This is a genomic window from Gordonia sp. NPDC003376, from assembly GCF_053589235.1.
This window is the reverse complement of record NZ_JBSFRM010000009.1, coordinates 123,140-130,370: the sequence shown is the minus strand read 5'-3', so window position 1 is coordinate 130,370 and position 7,231 is coordinate 123,140. Positions and strand designations below refer to the sequence as shown.

Below are 7,231 nucleotides of genomic sequence, written 5' to 3'. Positions count from 1 at the left end.
GCCGAGCCGACGAGAAGCACACCACCAAAACCCCGCCGGCCGAGCCGACGAGAAGCACACCACCAAAACCCCGCCGGCCGAGCCGACGAGAAGCACACCACCAAAACCCCGCCGGCCGAGCCGACGAGAAGCACAGCGACAAACCCCCGCCGGTCGAGCCGACGAGGAGCGCAGCGACAAACCCCCGCCGGTCGAGCCGACGAGGAGCGCAGCGACAAACCCCCGCCGGTCGAGCCGACGAGGAGCGCAGCGACAAGTCGAGTCGAGACCTCCGCACCCGACCTCACCACGCAACCACGGCGACTCAGTCCAGCACCCGACAGCGGTCGCGGGTGCGGTCGACGGCAAACCAGCCGCGCTCGAATTGTTGCCAGCGTTCCAGAAACGGACGTGACGGCTCCCCGTCACGGGCAACGGCCCGTTCGAGTCGTTCGGCGGCGGGCGCACCGTCGAGCCACAGCGAGTAGGTGAGGCGGTCGGCGATGCGTCGTCGCGCCGACGACACCCCCTCGATCACGAGCAACGGCTCCCACCGGTACCAGATACGGCTACCGATCTCGGGGCGTCCGTCGACCCAGACGCGCGGCCGGTAGCGATAGTCGCGGCGGCGCACAAAGCTGTGCAGCACTTCCGATTCCAGCTCCGGCCACCACGCCACCGGGTCGTCCCAGGTGGCGAAGTCGTCGGTGCGGACCAGCACCACCCCGGTTCCGCGGGCGCGCAGCCGGGCCACGAGTGCGTCGGCAACGGTGGACTTGCCCGCGCCCGACGGTCCGTCGATAGCCACGATGCCCGAGACCATCTCGGCGGCGAGATCGTCGAGCTGTGCGCTCAGCGCGGCGTCGAGGTCGGGGACGGCCGGGGTCGGCTGCGCGGAGCGCGAGGGCGCGGTGATCATGGGCCGTCACCCTATCCGGGCCACCGCCGTCCTCAGACCAGGACCCGCCGACCCGACAGCGCACGACCCAGGGTGAGCTCGTCGGCGAACTCCAGATCGCCGCCCATCGGCAGCCCGGATGCCAGGCGGGTGACGCTCAGGCCCGGGAAGTCCTTGAGCATCCGCAGCAGGTAGGTCGCGGTGGCCTCGCCCTCGGTGTTGGGGTCGGTGGCGACGATCACCTCGGACACGTCGTCGCCGTCGGCAGAGGTGCCGAGCCGACGCAACAGTTCCCGGATCCGCAACTGGTCGGGGCCGATCCCCGACAAGGGATCCAGCGCTCCGCCGAGCACGTGATAGCGACCGTTGAACTCCTTGGTGCGCTCGATCGCGTGCACGTCCTTGGGTTCCTCGACGACGCAGATCTTGGTGGCATCCCGCCGCGGGTCCGAGCAGATGCGGCAGAGCGTGTTGGCCGAGACATTGCCGCACTCGGCACAGAACGTGACGTCGTCGCGGACGTGGCCGAGTGCGGCGATCAATCGGTCGATGTCGTTCTTCTCCCCCGCGAGCAGGGCAAAGGCGATCCGCTGGGCACCCTTGGGGCCGAGACCCGGCTGCTTGGCCAGCTCATCGATCAGATCCTGGATCGGTCCCTCATACATGGATGCGCGGTACTTTCCTCACTCGGCGGGTCGGGATGGTCGGGTCAGCCCAGTCCCGGGAGGCCACCGCCGAGGCCACCGGCCAGCGGGCCCATCTTCTCACCGGCGAGTGTCTCACGCTTCTGCGACAGATCCGCGAGCGCGCCGAGCACCAGGTCCTGCAGGGTCTCGACGTCGTCGGGGTCGACGATCTTGGAGTCGATGGTGATCGCGGTGATCTCGCCGGTGCCGTTGCCGGTGACGGTGACCAGCCCATTGCCGGCGGTGCCGGTGACCTCGGTCGCCGCGATCTCGTTCTGTGCGTCGATCAGCTGCTGCTGCATCGCCTGCGCCTGCTGGAGCAGGCCGGCCATCGGATTGTCGCCGCCGGCACCGCCGCCGAAGAGTGCGCTGGGGTCGAAAGGTTGAGTCACGGTTCCCAGGGTAGCCCGGTGCTCAGCTCAGAAGCCGTTCGACGTGCGCGACGATGTCGTCGATCGTGTCGTCCCCGACCGGGGTGATCTCGAAGGACAGGGTGTCGTCGCCGAACAGCCGGGCCGCACGCCCGGCGAGCACGAATTCCAGACGGTTACCGTCGACGACCCTCCACTCCAGGATGACGCCACCGTAGATCGGTGCGCTCGCACCGGTGGTGACGCAGTATCCGTCGCCGTACCGAGGGCTGCCGACCAGGTCTCGCTGGATCTGGAAACACGAGAGCGACTCGTCGTCGATGAAGACCACAGCCTCGCAGCCGAGATCGGGGTGGCGTTCATACGAGGCGCGGATGGTCACAGGACGCCAGGGTAGTCGCTGCCCATTACCGGTCCCTCGAACACGTTCATCGGGCACCCGAACACGTTCACCGGGCATCGCCGGCGGCAGTCACCCCGCGACGCGACACGAAATATCGGTCCACCCCGGTGAGCGGATCGGTGAAGGCGAGACTGTGCGCGACCAGCCGCAGCGGTTCGGAGAAGTCGCCGTGGTCGGGTCGTTCGGCCAGTTCCGGCCGGACGTCGGGGTAGAGCGGATCGCCGACGATCGGCACCCCGAGCGAGGCCATGTGCAGCCGCAGTTGATGGGTGCGGCCGGTGTGCGGGACCAGCCGATAGATCGATCCGACGTCGGTGCGTTCGATCTCGGTGATCTCGCTGATCGCGTTCACCGGACCGTCGACGACGAGTGCCCGGAGGTCACCGGCGGTCTTCTCGATGCGGTCACGCACCTCGACCGTCCCCGACCAGCCGGCCGGCCCGGCCAGCGCGCGGTACTCCTTCACCGCGCGGCGGGTCGCGAACATGTCCTGATATGCGGCCCGCACCTCGGGGCGCAGGGTGAACAGCAGGACGCCGGCGGTCAACCGGTCGAGACGATGCGCCGGTGCCACCAGGTCGCTGCCGAGCTCTCGCCGCAGACGCACCAGCGCAGTCTGGGTCACGTGCCGGCCACGCGGCATCGTGGCCAGGAAGTGCGGCTTGTCGACGACGACGATGCTCTCGTCGCGGTACAGCACGGGCAGGTCGAACGGGATCGGCACCTCGTCGGGAAGATCCCGGTAGAGGTACACCGGCGTGTTGCGTCGGGCCGGGGCGTCGAGGTCCACCGGCCGGCCGTCGGCGTCGACGATCTCCCGGCGGTCGGCACGCGCGACCAGGGCCGCGGCGTCGAGGTCGGCCAGCGACGGCGTGGCCCGCAGGCAGTCACCCACGGTCAGTTCCGGACCCGACCGCAGCACTACACGGGTGGCGTCGACGCCGTCGCGTGGAGGCAGAGGCGAGGGTCGGGCCCGACCGCGCCGCCGCGGGGGTATTACTTCTCCAGCCGGGTCTTGAGGTTGGCCAGCAGTGCGGCCTGGATACGGCCGAGACCCTTGGGCGCGAAGGTCTTCTCGAAGAAGCCGCCGATACCCGAGGCATTGCTGCTCCAGGTGGTGGTCACGGTGACCGTGGAACCGCCGGCGGCGGCCCCGACGGTGTAGGTGGTGACCATCGTCGAGTTGGCGTCACGTTCGGTGATGGTGGAACCCGCCACCGACACCGTCGCCTTCACGTCACGCTGCCGACTCTTGGTGGCCTGCAGGATCCAGTGCACGACGGTCCCGTCGCCGTTGCCACCCTCGAGCACCTTGTAGTCGTGGTATTGCTCGGGAAGAATCGCCGGGCGGACCTCGGCGTAGTCGGCGAGCGCGCCGGTCACGACGTCGGGTGCGGCGGCGATCTGGGTCGACTGGCTGGCGGAAATCTCTCCCACGGGCGGACTCTCCTCGAGCTGAACTCAGTGGTGTGACACTGATTGGCGGGCGTGCGGGTCTCGTCCTAGGCTAGCCAAGTGAGCTCGGCACAGATGGAGATGGGGACCGCTGCCTTCGACGAGGGGGTCGCTGCCCTTCTGGCGAGTTACCGGGCGATCCCGCCGCAGGCCACCGTACGTCTGGCCAAGAAGACCTCGAACCTCTTCCGGTCGCGGGCCAAGAATCCGTATCCGGGCCTGGACGTGTCCGGGCTCGACCGGGTGATCAGTGTCGATGCCGACGCGAAGACCGCCGATGTCGCCGGGATGTGCACCTACGAGAACCTGGTCGCGGCCACCCTGCCGTACGGGCTGGCACCCAAGGTGGTCCCGCAGCTCAAGACCATCACCCTCGGTGGTGCGGTCACCGGCCTCGGGATCGAGTCCACGTCGTTCCGCAACGGTCTGCCGCACGAGTCGGTCCTCGAGATCGACGTACTCACCGGCGACGGCGAGATCATCACCGCCGCCCCGACAAACGATCACGCCGATCTTTTCTACGGCTTCCCCAACTCCTACGGGACGCTCGGCTACTCCGTGCGCCTGAAAATTGAACTGGAGGAAGTCGAACCGTTTGTCGCACTACGCCACATCCGGTTCACCGACCTCCGCACCCTCGAATCGACGATGAACACCATCGTCACCGAGAAGATCTACGACGGCGAGCAGGTCGACTATCTCGACGGCACCGTGTTCAGCACCGGCGAGGCCTACCTCACCCTGGGACGTCAGACCGCCGAGACCGGCCCGGTCAGCGACTACACCGGGATGGACATCTTCTACCGGTCACTGCAGCACGAGCCCGGGCAGACCCCCAAGCGAGATCGACTGACCATCCATGATTACCTGTGGCGATGGGACACCGACTGGTTCTGGTGCTCGCGGGCGTTCGGGGCGCAGAATCCCCGAATCCGGCGACTGTGGCCGAAGTCGTTGTTGCGCAGCAGTTTCTACTGGAAGCTGATCGGCTACGACAAGAAGTTCGACATCGCCGACCGGCTCAACAAGCGCAAGGGCCTGCCCGCCAACGAGCGCGTGGTGCAGGACATCGAGGTCCCGATCGAGCACACCACCGACTACCTGGAGTGGTTCCTGGCGACCATCCCGATCGAACCGATCTGGTTGTGCCCGTTGCGACTCGACACCCCTGTCGAGGTCGCCGCCGCCAACGGAAACCCGTCTCGCCCCTGGCCGCTGTACCCCCTCCAGCCCGGCCGGACCTATGTCAACGTGGGGTTCTGGTCGGCGGTCCCGGTCACGCCGGGCGATCCCGGCCACGCCAACAAACTCATCGAACGCAGGGTCGCCGATCTCGACGGACACAAGTCCCTGTATTCGGAGTCCTTCTACAGTTCCGACGAGTTCGATGAGTTGTACGGGGGCGACCACTATCGTCTGCTCAAGAAGCGGTACGACCCTCGGGGCCGACTGCTCGATCTCTATGCGAAAGCGGTGAAGCAGCAATGACCACATTCGAAGAAGGCGCACCTGCCAAAACCGATGTACACCACGGCAGGCTGAGTCTTGCGGAGATCTTCGAGACGCTTCTCGGCGGCGATCTCAAGATCCGCATCACCGCCTACGACGGCAGCGCCGCAGGCCCGGAGGATGCCGAGTTCGGTCTGAACCTGAAGACGCCACGCGGCACCACCTACCTGGTCACCGCACCCGGTGACCTCGGTCTGGCACGTGCGTACGTCTCCGGCGACCTGGAGCTGATCGGCGCGCATCCGGGCGACCCGTACGGGGCCCTGCAGGCGCTCGCCGAGGACCTCAACTTCAAGCGTCCGTCGCCGCTGGCCCTCGCCCAGATCGCCCGGTCGCTCGGCATCGAGCATTTCAAGCCCATCACCCCGCCTCCCCAGGAGGCCCTGCCGCGCTGGCGTCGATTCGCAGAAGGACTGCGGCACAGCAAGACCCGTGACGCCGAGGTGATCAGTTATCACTACGACGTGTCGAACGCCTTCTACGAATGGGTGCTCGGGCCGTCGATGACCTACACCTGTGCGGTGTACCCCGACGCCGACGCGTCGCTGGAGACCGCCCAGGAGAACAAGTACCGGCTCATCTTCGACAAGCTGCGCCTCGAGCCGGGCGATCGCCTGCTCGACATCGGTTGCGGCTGGGGCGGGATGGTCCGCTACGCCGCGCGGCGTGGGGTGAAGGCGCTCGGCGTGACGTTGTCGGCGGAGCAGGCCGAGTGGGCACAGCAGGCCATCGTCGACGAGGGTCTCGCCGATCTCGCCGAGGTGCGGCACAGCGACTACCGCGATGTCCCGGAGTCCGATTTCGACGCGGTCTCGTCGATCGGTCTGACCGAGCACATCGGCGTCGGCAACTACCCGTCATACTTCTCGTTCATGCGCGACAAGGCGCGGGCCGGCGGGCTCATCCTGAACCACAGCATCACCCGCCCCGACAACATGAAAAATGCCCGGGCAGGCTCGTTCATCGACCGCTACGTGTTCCCCGACGGTGAGCTCACCGGCTCCGGCAAGATCATCTCCAAGATGCAGGACATCGGCGGCCTCGAGGTGGTGCACGAGGAGAACTTCCGCTACCACTACGCATCCACCCTGCGCGACTGGAATCGCAACCTGGTGGACCACTGGGACGAGGCGGTCGAGGAGGTCGGTGTCGGCACCGCACGCCTGTGGGGCCTCTACATGGCCGGCTGCCGGATCGGCTTCGAGCGCGACATCGTCCAGCTGCACCACGTGCTCGCGGTCAAGCTCGACGACAAGGGCCGCCAAAGCCTTCCCCTGCGCCCATGGTGGGACGCCTGATCCGCTGAGGCCTTCCTGCTCGACCGGTCCAACCCGCGGCTGGTCGAGCAGGACGCCCACCGCCGACCACCCTGGGAGCAACCACCAACGGCGAGTGGCTGATCGAGCCGACCCTTCTTCGATGACTGAGCTGGTCCTTCTTCGCCGATTGAGCTGGTCCTTCTTCGATGATTGAGCTGGTCCTTCTTCGACAATTGAGCTAGTCCTTCTTCGATGATTGAGCCGGGACCGAGCATCGCGAGGACCCGAGTCGAAATCCCCGCAGCCAACGTCGGATAGTGACCACCTCAGAGGTGGTCGCGTCGACCACCCGGCCAACCGAGGTTTCGAAACGCCTCGTCGCTCCGCTCCTCATCGGCTCAACCACCAACTACCCCTTGATGATTGAGCCGGGACCGAGCATCGCGAGGACCCGAGTCGAAATCCCCGCAGCCCACCTCGGACGGCGACCACCTCCCGCTCCGCATCGGCTCAACCACCAACTACCCCTTGATGATTGAGCCGGGACCGAGCAACGCGAGGACCCGAGTCGAAATCCCCGCAGCCAACGTCGAATAGTGACCACCTCAGAGGTGGTCGCGTCGACCACCCGGCCAACCGAGGTTTCGACACGCCTCGTCGCTCCGCTCCTC

At 67.0% G+C, this 7,231-nt stretch carries 8 protein-coding genes; 2 read left to right on the top strand and 6 right to left on the bottom strand.

Going from position 1 to position 7,231, the window contains the following annotated elements; genetic code table 11:
• Positions 1–304 precede the first annotated feature (304 nt).
• The 6 genes from ACWDUA_RS11810 to ACWDUA_RS11785 all read right to left on the bottom strand — a co-directional run bounded on the left by ACWDUA_RS11810 (position 305) and on the right by ACWDUA_RS11785 (position 3,774).
• Positions 305–802: a uridine kinase family protein gene (locus ACWDUA_RS11810; RefSeq protein WP_449751253.1), complete on the bottom strand. Its 498-nt coding sequence runs from the start codon at positions 800–802 to the stop codon at positions 305–307.
• A 128-nt stretch (positions 803–930) separates the two neighbouring features.
• Positions 931–1,542, bottom strand: a complete 612-nt coding sequence (gene recR, locus ACWDUA_RS11805) for a recombination mediator RecR (RefSeq protein ID WP_449751192.1) — start codon at positions 1,540–1,542, stop codon at positions 931–933.
• Positions 1,543–1,586: 44 nt separating this feature from the next.
• Complete coding sequence (locus ACWDUA_RS11800) at positions 1,587–1,955, bottom strand: YbaB/EbfC family nucleoid-associated protein (RefSeq protein ID WP_449751191.1); 369 nt, start codon at positions 1,953–1,955, stop codon at positions 1,587–1,589.
• A 22-nt stretch (positions 1,956–1,977) separates the two neighbouring features.
• Positions 1,978–2,316: a hypothetical protein gene (locus tag ACWDUA_RS11795; RefSeq protein ID WP_449751190.1), complete on the bottom strand. Its 339-nt coding sequence runs from the start codon at positions 2,314–2,316 to the stop codon at positions 1,978–1,980.
• A 67-nt stretch (positions 2,317–2,383) separates the two neighbouring features.
• Positions 2,384–3,295, bottom strand: a complete 912-nt coding sequence (locus ACWDUA_RS11790) for a pseudouridine synthase (protein ID WP_449751252.1) — start codon at positions 3,293–3,295, stop codon at positions 2,384–2,386.
• Positions 3,296–3,333: 38 nt separating this feature from the next.
• Positions 3,334–3,774 (bottom strand): SRPBCC family protein, encoded by a 441-nt coding sequence (locus ACWDUA_RS11785; protein ID WP_449751189.1) that lies wholly within the window; start codon positions 3,772–3,774, stop codon positions 3,334–3,336.
• 99 nt (positions 3,775–3,873) lie between these two features.
• On the opposite strand from ACWDUA_RS11785, the gene ACWDUA_RS11780 reads away from it, so the two are divergent.
• Together ACWDUA_RS11780 and ACWDUA_RS11775 are read left to right on the top strand one after the other, a co-directional pair.
• Complete coding sequence (locus ACWDUA_RS11780) at positions 3,874–5,280, top strand: FAD-binding protein (protein WP_449751251.1); 1,407 nt, start codon at positions 3,874–3,876, stop codon at positions 5,278–5,280.
• Complete coding sequence (locus ACWDUA_RS11775; protein WP_449751188.1) at positions 5,277–6,599, top strand: class I SAM-dependent methyltransferase; 1,323 nt, start codon at positions 5,277–5,279, stop codon at positions 6,597–6,599. The genes ACWDUA_RS11780 and ACWDUA_RS11775 overlap by 4 nt, the downstream gene beginning before the upstream one ends.
• Positions 6,600–7,231 lie beyond the last annotated feature (632 nt).